Raw genomic sequence first — 18,155 nt, forward strand, 5'->3', positions numbered from 1 at the left:
TCGATTACTAACTATATTCTTCATTTGCCAATTTTATATAAGAAAGCTTAAACTAGCATTATGTGATTTGAAGAATGGATAGGAGGAACAAGCCTTGGTGATTTATACACGTACAGGTGACGCGGGTCAAACTTCAGTGATCGGCGGCCGGGTTGGTAAGGACGATGTCCGAGTTGAAGCCTACGGAACCATCGATGAACTGAATTGCTTTGTAGGGCAGGCGCGGAGCCTGATGGAGGACGATCAGTTTGACGATGTACGCGAGCAGCTGCTGGAAATCCAGCATGAACTATTCGATTGTGGAACCGATCTGGCTTTTATTAAGCTGGGTGAGGGTGGTCAATATATGGTAACAAGCGAGATGGCTAAACGGCTGGAGGGCTGGATTGATGATCTTCAAGCAGAGAATCCGCCACTAGAAAAATTCATCCTCCCTGGGGGCAGTCCTCTAGCTTCGGTTCTACATGTGTGCCGTACGGTTTGCCGCCGGGCGGAGCGTCGGGCAGTTACACTTGGACGAAATGCGGACATTAACCCGGAAGCGGTTATTTATTTGAACCGGTTATCGGATTATTTCTTTGCGCTGGCTAGAACGGCTAATACACGGGCAGGAATTACTGATGTAGAATATATTCGCAGTAAAAAGGTGTTCCGGGACTAATATGACAAGCTATTATTCACCTATTACTTACATCATACCGCCTGAAGAGGATGACTGGCTGTTGAAGACGATCCTGCATAAACGGATGGATGTCTCACGCAAATTGTTGTCGCGCCTTAAGCAAACAGAACAAGGGATTACATTAAACGGAGAGCGTGTTTATATCAGCGTACGTGTTAAAGCAGGCGATATTGTACAGATTCGCATGGAAACAGAGACTTCGGATGATATTTTACCGCAACCGATTCCCTTTGAAATTCTATTTGAAGATGAGCATCTGCTTGTTGTAAACAAAGCTGCAGGTATTATTGTACATCCCACGCATGGACATTACACCGATACACTGGCTAACGGAGTAGTTCATTATTGGGCGCAAAAAAATGAACGGTTCCGCTTTCGACCTGTCCATCGTCTGGACCAGGAAACCTCCGGTGTGTTAGTCATCGCCAAGAATCCATATAGTCATCAGCATATTTCCGAGCAGATGATTGCCGGCACTGTGGACAAACGTTATGCTGCTTTTGTTCATGGCGTCCCTACCAAGCCTTTCGGTGATATTGACGGACCTATTGATCGTGATCCTGAGGAGCCGCATCGGCGTATCGTGACACCGGATGGATATCCTTCTCTGACTCGTTACGAAGTTAAGGCTGTATATACACAAGGATCAAAAGTTGAACTGAAGCTGGAGAGTGGTCGTACGCATCAGATTCGGGTCCATATGACCTCGATCGGCTGTCCTTTGATTGGTGACAGCATGTATCGTCATGAGCTGTATAATCTACCGGATTTGACTTCAACTCAAAGCGAACAGTTGGAGTCCGTTGTAGCACTAGATGCATCTATCCCTCGTCAAGCTCTGCATGCGGTACGTCTAACGTTCAAGCACCCAGTGCTATTGCAGGAAATGATCTTTGAAGCTCCTTTGCCGCCTGATATGGCGGCCTTGGAGGAGATATTGGAGCAAGGACCGATAGTGAATTTGAGGTAAGATTAATACTCAGGCTATGAAGTAATGCAGGGGAAGTCCGAACATTCCCCGTAGTTAAGAATTATTAGCCGACAATTAAAGGAGAACAACATGAGCAAACTAAAAGTATATCAATATCCTAAATGCAGCACCTGCCGCAGCGCGGTGAAATGGCTACAAGCTCAAGGTCATGAGCTGGAGCTTCAGCACATCGCAGAACAGCCACCTACAGTTGAAGAATTACGTGAATTGCTGGCCAATAGCGGTCTTGAACTGAAAAAGTTTTTTAATACAAGCGGTGAAGTCTATAAAGCATTAGGTCTTAAGGACAAAATGGCACAGCTTAGTGAGCAGGAGAAGCTAGAGCTGCTTGCTAGCCATGGTATGCTGAATAAACGTCCGATTGTCACCGATGGAGTTAAAGTTACAGTAGGATTTAAAGAAGATCAATATGCTGAAGCTTGGACCAATACCTCCAAGGCATAATCCCGTAAAGGGATGTCCCCATTCTCGACCGTATGCTCCCTATGGAATAATTGTCTTTAATTAAACAACAAAAGACCATGATTCTCATTTTGAGAGCCATGGTCTTTTATGTTATTTTAAGAGATATGAATAAGCTCCCATATGTGTAACTTTATGATCCCTTATCAGATCAGGCTTTTTCTGATAGAATACTCTTTGTGCAATAGCTTGGACAAATGCGTAATATGAATAGAACGATTAAAGGAGAGGTTTATACATGAGAGCAGAAACAAAGGGCCGTGTAATGCTTGTAGATGGAATGGCTCTGCTGTTCCGGGCCTTTTATGCGACCTCTTATGGAGGATATATTCGCAAGACAAAAGCTGGATTACCGACGAATGCAGTGTATGGTTTTTTACAGTATTTTTTCGATGCGGTAAGTACATTTGAGCCTTCTCATGTCGTATGCTGCTGGGATATGGGCAAAGGAACGTTCCGCACCGAGAAATACGATGGGTACAAATCGAATCGGATTGAAGCGCCGTTAGAGCTGATTCCGCAGTTTGATCTCGTAAAAGATGTAGTAGCTGAGCTAGGCGTTCCGAATATTGGTCTTGCAGGCTATGAGGCGGATGATTGCATTGGTACACTGGCTTCTTGTTACAGTGAAAATTCTGAGGTATATATTTTGACGGGTGACCATGATATGCTTCAGCTCATTGATGAGAACGTTAAGGTCGTAATTATGAAAAAGGGCCGCTCTAACTATAAAGTGTATGATCTTGCAGAGCTGCTGGAGGAAAAGGGTCTTACTCCTAGACAGGTGATTGACCTGAAGGGCTTCATGGGAGATACCAGTGACAACTATCCTGGAGTAAAAGGGATTGGTGAGAAGACTGCACTGAAGCTGCTGACCGAATACGGCACAGTTGAAGGTGTAATTGAGAATCTGCATCTGCTTCCTAAGGGTGTGCGTACCAAAATTGAAGCAGATTTGGATATGCTGCATTTATCGAGAGAGCTAGCTGAAATCCGTTGCGATGTACCGGTGGTCTGCGAGTTGACGGAAGCCTTGTGGCAGCTTCAACGGGAAACAGCCGCGCGCAAATTTCAGGAGCTAGAGTTCGGCAGCTTGATGCATTTGATTGCTGAGGTGCAGGACGAGCGGGGAATTGTCCAGATTGAGTTAGGCGATTTGGGTTAAGGAAAGAAGAGTTCTCTTCTCATAAAAATGTGAATAAACATAATGGCAGGTCAAGGTTATCATCCTTGGCCTGCTTTTTTTATAGGTGATTATTTATCATATATTGTAATAAAATGTCTTTGTTTATCGAAAATACATTTTAATGTTTCTTAATGAACATATTTGTTTAATTTTTCCTTATGTTAAATAGAAGAATGGAGAAATTATAGATCAAATATAGTAAATAAATTGGTTATTTATGCACTGTTGTAAAAATATTACTATGATAGCATAAAAGAATAAAATTGCAGTAGGTGATGAGATGAAGGTTCTTTTGGTCACGCACAAATTTCAAAAAATAATAGTCAACTACTTTAAGCGGACCATAGATATCGTAAATGACACAGATTTAACACTAAGTGAGGTACTGCATTATTTGGAGGATACTAATCCAATTGTAGACAGCATATTGATAACAGATGAGGCTTTGTCAGTGAGAACTGAGCAAAACAAGAATGACTTAAACGATCTTGTAAATTGGCTGATAGCTAATCGAAGGTTAGATGTAAAGATTTTGGTTCTCACGAGGAACTTCAAACAAGAGGCGGAGCTAGAGAGTGCAATCAATAGATACTCGAATCTCCAAATTAAGATTTGCGAATACATACGAATACCACCCGCTGTTTTCCGTGAGGCTGTGGAGCATTTATCCGACAGTAAAAGCAGTGTAGAAACCGCTAGAAGCCTGGAGAATAAGGGGAATAAAAGTAGTACGGAGAAAAAAGGATCATTTCTGGATCGGTTTAAACCAAAACCCAAGTCCCTACCTGAATTTCAGGCTACGGATAATCTTACAAAAGAGCTGGATAAGGTCAGTCGAGGGATTAGCCGAATTGTTGCGATCACTGGCCACAGAGGTTGCGGAATAACGAGTACAACAATCAACGTGGCGAGTGAAGCTAGCAAACGGGGATTAAGTGTTTTGGTTCTAGATATGGATATCGAATATCGCAGCACCAACATGTACTTCAGCAGCTTTCACGAACGTTCTAAAAGGGATGAAGGGATTAACGCTTCATTAATTCGAACACTGGCTAGGCCGCAGGATTATATGACAACAGCTTTTCATGTGAAAGACAATCTTTGGATGGCAGGGCTTGGCTACAGCTTCACTGATCCGAGGCTGATAGAGCAATTTTATAATAGTTCGAAGCTAGTCGGTCTTGTATCCTTACTGAGAAATAAGTTCAATTTAATATTATTGGATATGCCACTTCATTTATTGGAAAAGTTTGGTGATGTAATGATTCATATTGATAGCTTTGGTATGTGCATCCCTAATAATCTCTACTCTGTTTTGAGTACGTTAAAGAACGTTGAAGGTACCCTTGATAAGGAGAAAGCGGCTTATTTGAACGCGAAATCAAAGGTAATCGTTACCAAATACAATGATAGATCACGGTTTCAAGGAGATATATTCACACCAGACAGAGTAAGCGAGATTATGGCATCGGGTTTACTAGAAAGTTTTACATATGAAATGAAAGTAGCAGGTTATGTCTCGTATAACAATGATTTTGATTCGCAAATCGAAAGTGACGTACCGCTTGTATACACGGGCACAGACCATGAAAGGACCTACGGAAACATACTTCTACGATTACTGGAGGGAGTAAGTTAAATGGATTTGAGCGGGATTAAGAGTAAGACTCCGAACAGACATATGTTCAAACGAGTCGCAGCATTGCTCTTTAGCATATTGATCATTGTAATCTCTTATATGGTTATGACAAAGGCTAGTAAGGATGCCAATGATGTCGTTGAAGTGTTGCGAGTGAAATCGAATGAGGGCATTCCTGCCTTCGTTATGATCTCAGACAATACGGTTGAGAAATACCAGATCATCAAAAAAGAATACACAGAAGATATGCTGTTATCTGAGGATTTGGATTCTGTAAAGGGAAAGCTTACCGCCTATTATATTCGAGGAAACAGCGTGCTTTATAAAGATCAATTAATCGATGAGAAACCTAAACAAAATGAATGGCTGTATCAGGTTAACGAAGAGAATGAGGTGTTGACACTCCCGTACAATTTCCTTGAGGTAGGGGGCGATATCCTAATGCCTGGTGACCGCGTTCGTATCCGGGTTTCTTATGAGGTTGACGAGAAAAGTGCAGTGGGTAGCAACCCTAATACTATTTATTCAGAGTCAACTAATACGATCAAAAAGACAGAAGTGTTGTTCGATAGCATTATTGTAAAGGATATGCTCAACTCTAGCAGTCATTCCATTTATGAGGTTTATAAAGAGGTTCAAAAGCTGAATTCACAGAAGAAACAGGATGTTATGAAAAGTAAAGATTTTTTGAAGAACATTCAACCTAAAGCTTTGCTTCTAGAAGGAACCAGCGAACAAATTAATAACTATGCCAAGTATAAAGGGTTAAACGGGAATTCATTTTTAATTACAATTCTGAGCAGAAAAGATAGTGATGTCATCATTGATCAATTACCCACGTTGGAGAATGAGGTGGAATCGTGGATAAGCGAAGAGGATTAGGGCTCGATAGTATTTTTCAGAAAATATCATCCAAAGATCTTGTCGGTGCAGAGCTTCAAGAGAACAACCTAATTTATAGTGTAGTTGGATTTATTCCCGCTTGCGATGGTGTTGATAATGCGATGCTTATCAGTAACTTAGCTTATCTTATTTCACAAAAGGGGTTGAATACCTGTGTAGTTGATTTGAAAGTATTCTATCCGAACTTATATCAATTTCTGGATGTGCCTACACAGAAGAAGGGGAATGGTCTAATCAAGGTTTTGAAAAGCGATAAGGTAGATTTCAGGGATGAATTACAGCAGACCAAATACGATAAACTGTTTCTTTTATCTCCGAGCCCGCAAGACTTAATGGAAGAATACTTTGATTTTGAGTTTGAGAATTTAGAGCGCGTCATTACTACACTTAAACAAATGTTTGATATCGTACTGATCGATATTCCCAACAATCCACCGCTCGAATTCTGTCTCGGAGCCATGAAATATTGCCATATCGGCTTTTTTACAGCAACAGAGCGAATGGAAGCCACAATCAATATGGTAAAGCTGCTGGACTACGCCAAATCAGTGGGAGTCAGTACAGCGAAATTCACTAGTGTAGTCCTTATGAATTTTCAGAATATTGAATTTGATTATAAGGTGATGAAGGATATGGGCTTTAATATCGTGACCGTATTACCGCTAGTGAAGGATGCGGTGGTTCGTGCACATGAGGGAAGGCTGTACATAAAGGATAACCCCCTAATCAATAAATATTTCAAAAAAGAGATTCAAAAACTGGCGGATCAGTTGGCGGATCAGTAAAGGGGAGAGTAAATTGCTGACACGCGGGAAAATAAGTGATATGCAGCAAAAAGTACTACATCAGGTGGGTCCCAAGGAAAGTATGGAGGAATTGACCAATAAGTATACGACGATCAGCTTTGAAGAGGCTTTGGAATTGTGCCAAAAGTATATTACCAAAATAACCACACATGCTTACAGGCGCGAGAATGACCCTGCCCGTAAACGTGAAATGACGAAAGCATATATCAATGAATTTGTAGACGCTCAGAAGCCATCTGTCGAAGGATATCATGATTTAACCCAGTTGAAGAACGCGCTTACGAATGAAATCACGCATTATGGTCCGATTACCAAAGCGATGGAGGATCCATCCATTGATGAGATTAGAGCGAATGGTCCAGATCAAATCTTTGTGGAAAGCGGCGGCAGAAGCATACAGTGGGATCAGCATTTCACAGATCGTGATCATATGGAAAGAATCATCTCCAAACTTATTGGCGTGTCTAAGGTACGCTTAATCCCTAAAATTCCCATGGTTAATGCCAGAACGATTGAAGGGTATCGGGTAAACGCAACGCATGCAGATATATCACCTTACGATCAGCCTGCTTTTGTAATTCGAAAGTTCAGTAAGAAAAGTATTGTTCCGAAAATGCTGATCGAGAATAAATCATTCTCTTCTAACATGTATAAATTGTTGTCATTGATCCCAAAGTCAGACTTATCGTGGATCACGGTGGGACCTACAGGAAGTGGGAAAACAACACTTAATGAAATTTTGGTTAAGGAGATCAATCCTCTTTCCAGAATTATAACGATCGAGAATCCTTCAGAGATGCGATTAATTCAACGAGAAGACGGTAGTGAACACGGTAGAGTATTGAATGACGTCCTTCAGTATGAATCTGTACCTGATGATGATGATTCAAGCCCGGCGACCATGGAGAATTTGCTTATTAACGCTATGAGGCAGTCACCACACTGGATAGGGCCAGGGGAACTTCGGACACCCGGTGAATTCGCAACGGCACTCCGAGCAGCCCAAACAGGTCATTATTTTTTCTCTACACTCCATGCTGAAGGAGACAAGGAAGCGATTTATCGGTTTTTAACCGCGTATCTTATGGCATCTAGCGAACCTGCGGAACTTGCACTTCGAAATATATGCAGTGCGGTAAAATTCGTGATTTTCCAAGAGAAGCTAGCGGATGGCACCCGTAAGGTTACCTCCATATCGGAAGTTCTGGGGTCGGAAGATCTGAATCCGCTGATTAATCAAATTTACAGGTTCGATTGTGATGATGTTATTGAAGAGATGGTGGATGGCAAGAAGGTCGTCAAGATTGTTGGAAGACATTTGCGGGTAGGGAAAATATCCGCGAAGGTGCAGCAGCTTATGCTGAAGGCCGGAATAAAGAAGAGCAGATTTGAATTTTTTACTAAGGATCCTACGGAGGATGAAACAGAGGTGTACGAATTCGATGAATACAACTTTAATCATTAGTCTTCTTTTGGGAACGGCAGGATTTGTGCTTATTAATGCTATTTTTGAAGTGAGATTCTTCCAAGGCTCATTAAGATATATTCTCGATGTCATTGATACCCTCGCAGAGTATTTAGGCAAATACAATACGAAGCGATATGTGGACCGTATCAAGAAAGAGAGAATCGTCAGGCAGAAGGAGAATATTTATGCGAAATACAATCGCTTAGTAGAAGGGCTAATTCTTGATTTTAATATGCCTTTTACATTAGAAAGCTTTACCTCTATGCTCTGCATTTGTTTCGCTATTATAGCGCTGCTTGTCGTTCTTGTTATGGAGAGTATTACGCTTTCGGTTGTAATCACCATTTCGATCTTTGTAGGATTGCTTACTTTTTTTGTGATGCAGTCTAGAGCCATACAGGCGGAACGACTTGAGAATATTATGGATGCCGAGGATATCATTTGCCCGTTAGCCCGGGAAGGGGTCCTTGTAGCCATCAAAAAAGTAATGGAGAACGATGAATATATCAGCGCTAATCTTAGGCCGTATTTCCAGCAGTTTATAGATAATTGTGATAATAACGGTTACTCCTTTCGGCAAGCAATTACGCTATTGAACAGACAGCTTGGACCTAAATTTGATAATTTCACCAAAAAAGCAGTCGTCTTTGAATACAACGAAAGAAGAGGAATGGCAGATATTTTTCTCGATATCGTGGATGAAAATGCGGTGCTTCGTGAAATCAACACCAAAAAGGAACGAATCTTCAGAAAAATGAATCGCGACTTTATGTTTAAAACTGGAATTATTGTGCTATTTTTCTTATATGCATTGACGGTGAAGGATTTCAGGCAATTCATGCTAATGAGCAATGCCGGGAAATTAATTAATACGCTGTTAATTAGTGTGATCTGCTTGAGTTTTGCACGAAGTCAGGTGCTTCAAGGGAGCGTGGGTACCGGAGGTAGGCGCAAATGATATTTCTGATGAAGCTCATCGCTATGTTGTCCATTCTTTACTTGATTAAAGTCCTCTTGTATCCCTTCTTTAAGCCTGTAAGCAGAAAACAGAAAAAACGTGCACGTCAATACATAAAACAGCGTAAAAATGCTATTTTCCAAGAAAAATTCAATCAATATAAACGAAGAATTGCTAGGAAATATGTCAAAGGCCTGCTGGGAAGTGCTGAAAGGCTAAGATTCAAAAAAATAATAGACAGATTAGATCTTCAAAAAACACCTGAGGAAATACGTACTGAGCAATATATGTTCACGCTAGGCGCGATCCTAGTTACTCTATTTTTTCTAAAGGTAAATATTCTGCTAGGCTGCGCTTCTGCCATCTTCATCATGCTGGGCTGGTTGTATCCGGTCGTGGAGCTTGAAAAGGTTATTGAGAAGAAGAATAAAAATATCTCATTGGATTTCCCGGCTTTTTACAGCATGGTTTATTACCAGTATGTAAAGTCGGTCAATATACATTTTGCCGATGTACTCAAGGATTATATCCCAAATGCGAATCCGGATATTGCGGAAGAGCTTGGCGTAATGCTGGACAACATCGATTATGGAGAAGAGTTTGCCTTCAAACAGTTGAAGAAACGTATCCCGATGCACTATATCATCAAATTCTGCGACATTATGGAAACCAGACTAAAGGGGTATGACAATGTGTCTCAGATGGCTTATCTCAAGAATGAATTGGATGGTTTCAGAATCAGGGCACTGGAAGAGGAACTTGAGAGCAGGGAGCGCAGCAGTGCAAGAATTCAGTTAGTACTTATTATTGTTCTGGCTATTTACATCGTTATCTATTATTTGTTTACCATTTTGAGTTCTATGAAGCTGTTTCAATAATTCGAAATTATTTCTAGGGAGAGATTAGGATGAAAGAGACTATTGAAAAATTCAAGGGGTTTTGGGCTGATGAAAAAGGTGAAGTGGGCATTAAGCAAATTGCGATGACAGTCGGTGTTATTATTCTGATTGGAGTTGTAGTTACTTCTTTGAGCAGTGGGAGTACTCTAGCTGATTGGGTTGGAGATGTTTGGGATGCTGTTTTTGGTAAAATAAAGGATGTTTTTGATCTTCCAGAGTCATGAGATGCAAAGTATAGCAAAAGCAATCCTAATCACTATTGTCACAACGGCAATGATTCTGGTGTTTATGAATCTGGCGTTCTTCTTCCCATGGTACTTGACGCTAGTTGTTGAAACCTATAATGTCTCACAGATCGTAGCTGGTGATAATTATTTGAAGAATTCTGATTATGAGGATGCACTGGATAGATTGCAGAAACGTCCGATTTTTCGCGACAAGGCAGATGATATTAAAATTACAGTTTTGAATGAGGACAAAGAGGATGCCCGTGGGGGAGATGATGCAACCGATTATTATGAGATGCCGGAATCAGATAAACCTTACCGACAGAGAGGGAAGTCTCTTCAAGTAGAGATCAAAGCGGTATATCCTTTTTCAATCACCCTCTGGGGGAAACCAGTGGAGCGTGAGATGCCTGTCAGATTCTCCATGACGACCACGGGTCTGAAGCATTATAAAGATCTAGACTACTATTAGAATTGATAGGAATGACTGACGGTGAAGAATATTGCTATAGGAATAATGTTGGTTATTTTTCTTTCGGTTATTATTGAGCCTTTGGTAGAAATGGCCCTTGTGTTTAAAGAAAATGTAGTACTAAGCACAGCGATTAATAACGCATGTAGGGTGGCAAAGGATCGAAGTCTGGAGTATGAGTCGCTACGCGGATTAGATGCGGAAATAGATGAAGAGAAGTTCAAAGAATATTTCTCGGATGCCTTCGAGAGTGCCATGGACTTAACATTACTGACCAGTGACGGCGATACACTTGAATTTAAATCGAATGACAGCAAATACAACGATTTTCAGGTCACTTTAAATTTCTCCTCGGTTACCAATTACGAAACAGAACAACTGGTGACGAAAGTAGAAATCAAGGCCGAATCCACTTATAAATTTAAAACACAATATTTAAAGCTGGCCGAAGCAGCGGGGGAAGATGTCGATTATAAGCTGATCAGTGTAAGAACATACCTTCTCTCCGTTAAGAATTAATGAAAGGAACAATCGGAATGGACTATATCATGGTAACTTTGCAGACCGGTATTGCTCAAAGGATAGACCTGAAGGTTCCGGTGTTTGTGACTATAGAGGAACTATTGGTTATGCTCGCTTCTTCACTTCACGTAAAGATGAACGGTGATGTTAGACTTCAGGCAGAACCGCTCGGGAGAATTCTGAATAATAGCAAGACTTTGGATCAAGAAGGTGTAGCCCATGGCGCACTGCTCACACTCATCTGAGAAGGAGCGATGAAATGAATGGCAACCTGTTAAGCGGTGGATTAGTCATGAAAGCTGGAGAATCACTGCTTATTACGGATATCAAGAACTATACAGGCACTTACTTCGTTGATTTGGATCACCCTCATGCAGCGCCAACTCACTATGAAGGGCTGTTCTGGTTCATGAACGAAGCCGGCAACTTCCTTTATTACAGTGATCAGTTAAAGGGAAATGCACTCTGTAAACTGGATATCGAACAACAGAAGGAAGAACTATTACTTGATAAACCCTGTTATCAGTTGCTGCGTCACGAAGATTGCTTGTATTACATTCATGAGGAAGATCATCGATTGTACTGCTATACAACTAACAGCAAACGTAATACAAGGCTGATTGATGAGCATGTAGATAGCTTTCTTATGTATGAAGGTTTACTTTATTGTGCAACGCCACGGGGAATCATCCGAAGTACTGAGTCCGGAGGGCAGAGAGAATCGATAAGCGGCATGGTAACGACTGGGCTGATTATGGTTGGAGACATTCTCGCATGTGCGGACAAGAAGAATAGACATTGCTTGACGCTACTCGATCTTAAAACTAACGACACAACAGTTATGAATGGTATAGATGTCGCTAGTATCAGCACAGATGGCAGATATATTTATTGTACTAACCGCCTAAACGGCAACAGTATTTATCGAATAGACCCAGTGCATGGGGGAAGTATTCGGATATGTGGAATGAGCGCTGATTATTTGCATGTTTTGGAGAATGATCTTTATTTTTGCAACGGTCGTGAATGGCATCGACTCTCTCTATTTGGGGGAGAAGCCGAGACAATAACCTACACAGGAAGGTACAGCCATGAGTGATGAATTCAGCCGTCAGCCTCGTTTCTTGCCGGATATGCCTAGGGGAGAAATTGATGTTCCTAATCCACCCATGATTAACGAGAAGCCAGAAATCTCTTGGTTTGGAATATTACTCCCACCTATCGTGATGTTGATTATTACCGTATTAATTGCAATGACTTCACAGTCCATCTATTTACTGATCTCAGTTGCGACTACCGTGATGACTCTAATCGGCTCTCTTACAGGGGCGACAACGCAGATCAGAAAATATAAACGGAAAAAGAAAGAACGAGAAGAGAAATACCTTCAGTTTATTACCGATGTGCGCAGTGAATTATCAATCGCTCGCGAACAGCAGGTAAAAGCCATGAATGAAATGAGCCCGGAGCCAGCGGAATGTGTGCAGAGAATTTTGCGTAGAGATAACAAGCTGTGGGAAAAAACACCGTCTCATAATGATTTTTTGGCTCTGCGAATCGGGGTAGGCGGTGCACCGCTCGAGCTGCAGATCAAATACACCAAACAGGCGATTATTCTTGAAACGGACCCGCTCTTGATGGAGCCGCAAAGATTGGCTATGGAATTCGAGAAGGTCTCGAACGTTCCCATAACGGTTAATCTAGTGAGCTCTGAAATATGCGGGATTGCCGGGGAGAGTAATAAGACAGCCGACCTTATAAAGCTAATGCTTCTACAGCTAGTGACTCATCATGGTTATGACGATGTCAGGATTATTGTTCTTGCCGCAGAGGATGAGCTGGATAAATGGGATTGGCTAAAATTTGTACCCCACCTATGGGATGACGGTTTTAATATCAGATTTCTTTTATGTGGTAAAGCCATTGCCCATCAGACTTTGTCCGAGATTTATGGCGCTTTGAAGGAGAGAGAGATGAGGCCTTTGGGTGGTGGAGTTTTGCCGCATTATCTCTTTATTGTTGAAGATGCTTCCTTGCTCGAGAGTGAGCTAATCAGTAAATATTTATATAACGGCAGTGCACAGCTTGGGGTATCAACCCTATTTATCGCCAAGAATTCCGCTTATTTGCCCATGAACTGTAAAACCGTTATTCATTTAAATGGAAAAAGCGGTGAAATGGCCAATCGATTAACCGGAGAGAAGATTGTGTTTACACCGGACCAGGCAGACATTAAAGACTTGGATCTGGTGGCGAGAAAGCTTGCGCCGCTGCGGATTAAGAATGCAAACGCTAACTTCTCGTTACCGTCCTCCATCACACTGATGGAAATGCTGAAGAACGAAAAGGTATCTGAAGTAAATGTGATGTTGAACTGGACCCGTAACAAAACTTATATGGGTATGAGCGTACCTATAGGGATAAGGGCTGGTGGAGAAGCTTTACATCTGGATATGCATGAGGCTGGGTTCGGACCCCATGGTCTAGTAGCCGGGACCACAGGCTCTGGAAAAAGTGAATTACTGCAAAGTATCATCGTATCCCAAGCGATTCATTACCACCCCCATGATATTGCTTTTGTACTTATCGATTACAAAGGGGGAGGCATGGCAGATGTATTCAAGGGAATGCCTCATCTAGTCGGTACCATTACGAATCTGGATGGGAATCAAACGACGAGAGCTCTGCTATCTATCAAAAGTGAGCTCATGCGGAGGCAACGTGTCTTCTCGGAATATGGCGTGAACAATATTGATAAATACCAAAAATTATTTTATAGCAAAAATGTAAAAGGTGACATGCCAGCCATCCCTCATCTAATTATGATTGCGGATGAGTTCGCGGAGCTGAAGCAGGATCAACCGGATTTCATGAAAGAGCTTGTAAGTACGGCCCGGGTAGGTCGAAGCCTTGGCGTTCATTTGATCCTTGCTACACAGAAGCCTGCCGGCGTAGTGGATGATCAGATTTGGAGTAACTCGAAATTTAAAATATGTCTTAAAGTGCAGGATGAAGCTGATAGTAGGGATGTTATTAAGCGTCCTGATGCGGCCATGATTAAGGAACCGGGACGGGCCTATATACAAGTAGGGAATGATGAGATCTTTGAGTTGTTCCAGTCTGCTTATTCCGGTGCTGATTATGATCCGAAAGGCGAACTGCAGAAACAGGAGAACAAGCCGAAACGAATCTATAAGATAGCCCTGAATGGTAGAAGCGAGCAGATCTTTCCGCTGGAGGAAGAGAAAATAGCCAAAAATGAGTCGGCCTCCCAGTTGCATGCCATGGTTGAATACATTACGGAGACTGCCAAGCAATATGGGATTTCTCCAATAAAAGGGCCTTGGCTACCGCCACTGCCTGAAGTAGTTTACCTTGATTCCTTGCTTACGAATAGCTTTGCGGAGGGTAGATGGCCGCAGCAGCAGAAGCTGCTCAGTGTGCCCGTGGGGATCATGGATGATCCAAGAGGACAGAGACAGGAAGCGCTGGAGATAGATTTTGCATCTGAAGGCAATCTGTTTGTCTATGGAACGCCGGGTACGGGTAAAACTGTGTTCCTCAAAACGTTATGTATTTCCATGGCCCTGATGTATCCGCCGGATGAGGTCAATATCTATATTATGGATTTTGGGGGGAGCTCGCTTAAAGCTACGGAGAAACTCCCTCATGTCGGCGGTGTAATGACACTGGAGCAAGAAGATAAGATTGATCAATTTATACGTTTTGTGTTCAGGGTTATGGAGGAACGAAGAACGTTGTTTGAAAATACGGGCAGTGAAGGATTCAGCGATTACCGTAGAAGTGGTCGGAAATTGCCATCATTTGTAGTCATGGTCGACAACTACTTCGCTTTATCGGAGACCTACGAAGATTTTGATGCACAAATGGTGCTGCTGGCTCGTGAAGGCTTTAAATACGGTATTTATATGGTCGCCACAGCAACCAACAGTGCATTGGTCAGATATAAATTTTCGGTCAACTTCAAGATGGCGATTAGCTTCCAGATGACCGAGAAGAGTGAATATGACGGTATTGTGGGACGAACGGAAGGGTTGGAGCCAGCAAAGGTTCCAGGCAGAGGGCTAGTACGAGGCAAACCGCCTTTGGAATTTCAGACATCGCTTCCTGATTATCAACATACCGCTACTGAGCTTATCTTGGAGAGAATGGAGGCCTTGCATCTAAGTGGTGCCACTCCAATTCCAGTGATGCCTTCTACAATTGACCTATGGCAGCTCAATAATGATACAGAGCAACTGGCTATAGGCTTGGCTAACAATGATTTACTACCCGTCTTTATAGATCTTCTTGCTACGCCGGTACTGATGGTAGCTGGAGAAGCGATGTCAGGCAAAAGCACTTTGCTAGTCTCGTGGATGAAGCTGCTGAGTGATAAACAGGATCTTGAGGTGTATGCGTTGGATTCCTCCGCTATGGGGATTTACGAGCTGATGCAGCAGCCATACGTAACGGATCTATCGAATGTGGATGATCTGGATGATTTCATTGAAGGGATAAAGGAACAACTGGAAACCAGACGCAGTGAGCTTCTCTCTTGCAGAATGTCCGGTGGTGACGTTGGCGCATTGATGAAGCAGTGGAAGCAGATGATCTTCGTCATTGATCGTCTAAGTGAATTTACAAGCGGAGACATGTACATGCTGCAAGAGCTGATTGAGCGAGTTGTGAAGCAAGAACGCGGTATGAAGGTGGCTGTTCTAGCGGCAGATAACACAAGTGATCTTACCTCTAATTGGGATTCTTTGGGCAAGACGATAAGGGAAGAACAGGCCGGGATCTTGCTAGGTAGAATTAAAGAACAAAATCTGTTCAATGTGTCCTTACCTTATGGAACCCAGGAGAAGGATGGGGAGCAAGGCGATGGCTATCTCATTGTGAAGAATAAATACACCGGATTAAGATGCGCTGTATGGAGTAAGGAGAATCAAGTTGCTGCAGGCATAGGAGTCTAGGATGGAGGTGCAGCCAGTGTCAGTTAGTCCATCAGAAATCAGGGGAAACGCTTCACAGATCCATAGTTTAACTAATGAAGTGAACAGTGCTTCAAAAAAGCTGCAAAGTGATTATACACAATCAGCCAGCTATTGGACCGGTACAGCTTCTAAGGCATTTCAAAGTGAATACAACGAGTTGGATCATGAGATTAAGACCTTGCTCAGAACGCTGGATAGGCTCGAAAGTGGAGTCCAAAGAGTGGCTTCAGAAGTGACCCGTGCCGAACAAGAGAGAGAAGAAAAGCGAAGGTTGGCAGAGAAAGCGGCGCAAGAGGCGCTGAAGCAAAAGCAATTGGAAAAACAAAGGCAAAGCCAAAAGTAGTGACAGGGTGTTGAGGTAGAACTGCTTTGAAAGGAGGTGAATAATGTGGCGGGAAACAATCTTACATTTAATCCAGATCAGGCACTTGGTGTAGCTAAGTCAATCAAGACTAAAGCAAGCAATGCAGATACACTTATCAAACAATTGCAAACTGAAATCCATGCCGTTAGCGGTTGGTGGCAAGGAGAATCACAGACTGCTTTTGTACAACAATTCGACGGACTTATGCCTAGTTTTAAAGAGCTGGTTCTCTGTGTAGAGAATATCAGCAAGAACCTAACACAAATTGCTAACATCAAGCAACAAGCTGAGCAAGAAATGGCAAGTAAACTGCGCGGAAAATAATGCGGGTTGTACATAACAAGGCAGATCTTTGAATCATCTGCCTTGTTAGTATGATTTTAAGGAATGATGAAGTGATTTTTATTTGGGGGGATCTGAAAATGAAGCTGACCGAACAACAATACATAACGCTGGCAACCGTTCTAGAAGCAGCAGATGGTCTCGAACTAACAGATAAATTGGCTTTTGCAGGTGCAACAGCCTATGCCTATAAAGATGAGTATAACGATAGATTAATTATCTTTACATATAAAGGCTCGGATTGGCTCGCTGATCTTCAGTCTCTGTTAAGCGGCCAAAGCAGCATGCCGGAGGAAGCTTCAAGATTTGTACTGAAGAACAAAGGAGAGGGGAATTGCCAGGTTACAGGTTATTCCATGGGCGGAGCTTTAGCTCTTTATGCAGCATCGGTTAATGAGGGGGTCGGTGGTGTAGTATTCGATGCTCCGGGAATCGCAAACCTTTTGACCACGGAGCAAAGTGGGAAGGTTCAAGTTAAGAATATTGTGGCCTATAACAGTCTTGTATCTGCATTAGGTAAACATAACGAAGAGATTGTATTTGCTAGATCGGGTATAGAGGGAACGGATTTCTTAATTCCTGATTCTCTTTGGCAGCGGTATACCTTTGATTCCCAGGGGAATGTGATTACAGGTGAAAAAGGGAATGCCTATGCTATGTTGTCCAGGATTAATACCTTAACGGAAGACCATACGCCTGTTTTTGATGCTGTTATGAGTGGATTTGGGGATACCGTCGGACTAACCGAACGTGCATCAGATCATTTGGGGTATGTGATCTTTACCTTAATAGATCAACTGGATGTTGGAAAAGTACGAGGTGCACTGACTGAAATTGCTCACAAATATGAGCGAATGGTGGATGAAAAGTTCAGTGTGTGGAGAACCGAAATGAATAATATTCCGGAATCCTTTCTCTTTGACGATATTCATGCGAAGTTCGAGCAATTATCTGAGGCAGCCATGCTTGAGGCAGCGGAAGTGGCGGAGGAGTTTAATGAAATTACACAGGCTGTCTTATCCATTCTTCTGATTTGCAGTCCGATAGGGGATCAACTGATGGATCATATTGAAGAGTGGCTCGATAAATTGACGGACGCCATCATGGGATGTATGGAGAAGCTATCTAACCAAATGACAGGACACCTCGATAAGGTGGTTGAAACTTACATGAATCAAATGTTCAAATTCCCGGAATTGAAGCTGGATTTTGAATTCTAGCGTGAACTGGATCGTCA

19 protein-coding genes are annotated in these 18,155 nt (G+C 42.3%); all 19 read left to right on the forward strand.

Annotation, left to right across the window (positions count from 1 at the left end; translation table 11 throughout):
- Nucleotides 1-94: 94 nt before the first annotated feature.
- Nucleotides 95-661: a cob(I)yrinic acid a,c-diamide adenosyltransferase gene (locus tag ACDZ28_RS17240; RefSeq protein ID WP_042125597.1), complete on the forward strand. Its 567-nt coding sequence runs from the start codon at nucleotides 95-97 to the stop codon at nucleotides 659-661.
- 1 nt (nucleotide 662) lies between these two features.
- Nucleotides 663-1,652 carry an RluA family pseudouridine synthase gene (locus tag ACDZ28_RS17245; protein WP_339289876.1) on the forward strand — a complete coding sequence of 330 codons (990 nt, stop codon included), beginning with the start codon at nucleotides 663-665 and terminating at the stop codon, nucleotides 1,650-1,652.
- Nucleotides 1,653-1,742: 90 nt separating this feature from the next.
- Entirely contained in the window at nucleotides 1,743-2,117 is a 375-nt protein-coding gene (locus ACDZ28_RS17250; RefSeq protein WP_042125601.1) for an arsenate reductase family protein, read from the forward strand.
- Nucleotides 2,118-2,373: 256 nt separating this feature from the next.
- A complete protein-coding gene (locus ACDZ28_RS17255) occupies nucleotides 2,374-3,300 on the forward strand; it encodes a 5'-3' exonuclease H3TH domain-containing protein (RefSeq protein ID WP_042125603.1) in 927 nt (308 codons plus the stop codon).
- Between the two features lie 301 nt (nucleotides 3,301-3,601).
- A complete protein-coding gene (locus ACDZ28_RS17260) occupies nucleotides 3,602-4,960 on the forward strand; it encodes a hypothetical protein (protein ID WP_339289878.1) in 1,359 nt (452 codons plus the stop codon).
- Nucleotides 4,961-5,842 (forward strand): hypothetical protein, encoded by an 882-nt coding sequence (locus ACDZ28_RS17265; protein ID WP_042125607.1) that lies wholly within the window; start codon nucleotides 4,961-4,963, stop codon nucleotides 5,840-5,842.
- Nucleotides 5,821-6,648, forward strand: a complete 828-nt coding sequence (locus tag ACDZ28_RS17270) for a hypothetical protein (protein WP_076119199.1) — start codon at nucleotides 5,821-5,823, stop codon at nucleotides 6,646-6,648. Before ACDZ28_RS17265 ends, ACDZ28_RS17270 begins: the two co-directional genes overlap by 22 nt.
- Before the next feature lie 13 nt (nucleotides 6,649-6,661).
- Complete coding sequence (locus tag ACDZ28_RS17275) at nucleotides 6,662-8,134, forward strand: CpaF family protein (protein WP_042125611.1); 1,473 nt, start codon at nucleotides 6,662-6,664, stop codon at nucleotides 8,132-8,134.
- The gene (locus ACDZ28_RS17280) at nucleotides 8,112-9,095 is read left to right on the forward strand and encodes a hypothetical protein (protein WP_042125613.1); all 984 of its coding nucleotides are present in this window, start codon (nucleotides 8,112-8,114) and stop codon (nucleotides 9,093-9,095) included. The genes ACDZ28_RS17275 and ACDZ28_RS17280 overlap by 23 nt, the downstream gene beginning before the upstream one ends.
- Nucleotides 9,092-9,973 (forward strand): hypothetical protein, encoded by an 882-nt coding sequence (locus ACDZ28_RS17285; RefSeq protein WP_042125615.1) that lies wholly within the window; start codon nucleotides 9,092-9,094, stop codon nucleotides 9,971-9,973. Before ACDZ28_RS17280 ends, ACDZ28_RS17285 begins: the two co-directional genes overlap by 4 nt.
- Before the next feature lie 29 nt (nucleotides 9,974-10,002).
- Nucleotides 10,003-10,218 carry a hypothetical protein gene (locus ACDZ28_RS17290; RefSeq protein ID WP_375102355.1) on the forward strand — a complete coding sequence of 72 codons (216 nt, stop codon included), beginning with the start codon at nucleotides 10,003-10,005 and terminating at the stop codon, nucleotides 10,216-10,218.
- 1 nt (nucleotide 10,219) lies between these two features.
- A complete protein-coding gene (locus ACDZ28_RS17295; RefSeq protein ID WP_375102356.1) occupies nucleotides 10,220-10,693 on the forward strand; it encodes a hypothetical protein in 474 nt (157 codons plus the stop codon).
- 45 nt (nucleotides 10,694-10,738) lie between these two features.
- Nucleotides 10,739-11,212 carry a hypothetical protein gene (locus ACDZ28_RS17300; protein ID WP_375102357.1) on the forward strand — a complete coding sequence of 158 codons (474 nt, stop codon included), beginning with the start codon at nucleotides 10,739-10,741 and terminating at the stop codon, nucleotides 11,210-11,212.
- 17 nt (nucleotides 11,213-11,229) lie between these two features.
- On the forward strand, nucleotides 11,230-11,460 hold the full coding sequence (locus tag ACDZ28_RS17305) for an EsaB/YukD family protein (RefSeq protein WP_375102358.1): 231 nt from the start codon (nucleotides 11,230-11,232) through the stop codon (nucleotides 11,458-11,460).
- A 14-nt stretch (nucleotides 11,461-11,474) separates the two neighbouring features.
- Nucleotides 11,475-12,314, forward strand: coding sequence for a DUF5050 domain-containing protein (locus ACDZ28_RS17310; RefSeq protein WP_339289894.1), 840 nt, complete (start codon nucleotides 11,475-11,477; stop codon nucleotides 12,312-12,314).
- Nucleotides 12,307-16,191, forward strand: a complete 3,885-nt coding sequence (gene essC, locus ACDZ28_RS17315; RefSeq protein WP_052414523.1) for a type VII secretion protein EssC — start codon at nucleotides 12,307-12,309, stop codon at nucleotides 16,189-16,191. Before ACDZ28_RS17310 ends, essC begins: the two co-directional genes overlap by 8 nt.
- Nucleotides 16,192-16,207: 16 nt before the next feature.
- A complete protein-coding gene (locus ACDZ28_RS17320; RefSeq protein WP_197069760.1) occupies nucleotides 16,208-16,555 on the forward strand; it encodes a WXG100 family type VII secretion target in 348 nt (115 codons plus the stop codon).
- A 45-nt stretch (nucleotides 16,556-16,600) separates the two neighbouring features.
- Nucleotides 16,601-16,900, forward strand: a complete 300-nt coding sequence (locus ACDZ28_RS17325) for a WXG100 family type VII secretion target (protein ID WP_042125627.1) — start codon at nucleotides 16,601-16,603, stop codon at nucleotides 16,898-16,900.
- A 98-nt stretch (nucleotides 16,901-16,998) separates the two neighbouring features.
- Nucleotides 16,999-18,138: a hypothetical protein gene (locus ACDZ28_RS17330; RefSeq protein ID WP_375102359.1), complete on the forward strand. Its 1,140-nt coding sequence runs from the start codon at nucleotides 16,999-17,001 to the stop codon at nucleotides 18,136-18,138.
- Nucleotides 18,139-18,155: the final 17 nt, after the last annotated feature.

This window comes from Paenibacillus sp. RS8 (assembly GCF_041956825.1).
Lineage (GTDB): Bacteria > Bacillota > Bacilli > Paenibacillales > Paenibacillaceae > Paenibacillus_AQ.